The organism is Petrotoga sp. DB-2, assembly GCF_054051725.1.
The window spans coordinates 1-287 of sequence record NZ_JBSVZD010000094.1 but is presented as its reverse complement, the minus strand read 5'-3'; the positions used below and the strand labels follow the sequence as shown (position 1 = coordinate 287).

At 37.3% G+C, this 287-nt stretch carries 1 protein-coding gene; it reads left to right on the top strand.

Features of this window, described 5'->3' with window-relative positions:
• Nucleotides 1-24: 24 nt before the first annotated feature.
• Nucleotides 25-287: hypothetical protein (locus ACW9JY_RS10595; protein WP_457284339.1), on the top strand; the 263-nt coding region annotated here is incomplete at its 3' end.

The window sequence follows — 287 nt, the reverse complement described above, 5'->3', positions numbered from 1 at the left end:
GTTAAGGGGTTTACAGTAAGGGAGTTGATTCACTTCCTTAAGAGTAACCCTTCCTTCGCTAAATGCATCGGTTTCGATCCTATTATCAATTACGTTCCTTCTGAAGCTACTTTCTCTTCCTTTAAGAAGGAGTTTGGTCCTTCTTATTTGGATAAGGTTATCGTTTTTACCGTCCTTAAAGGCATCAAAGAGGGGATCTTTGATACCAGTTATCTTGTTGTTGATTCTTACCCCATTATCTTTAATTCTTTCTTCAACAACAAGAAGAGTCACGGTAAATTCAAAGA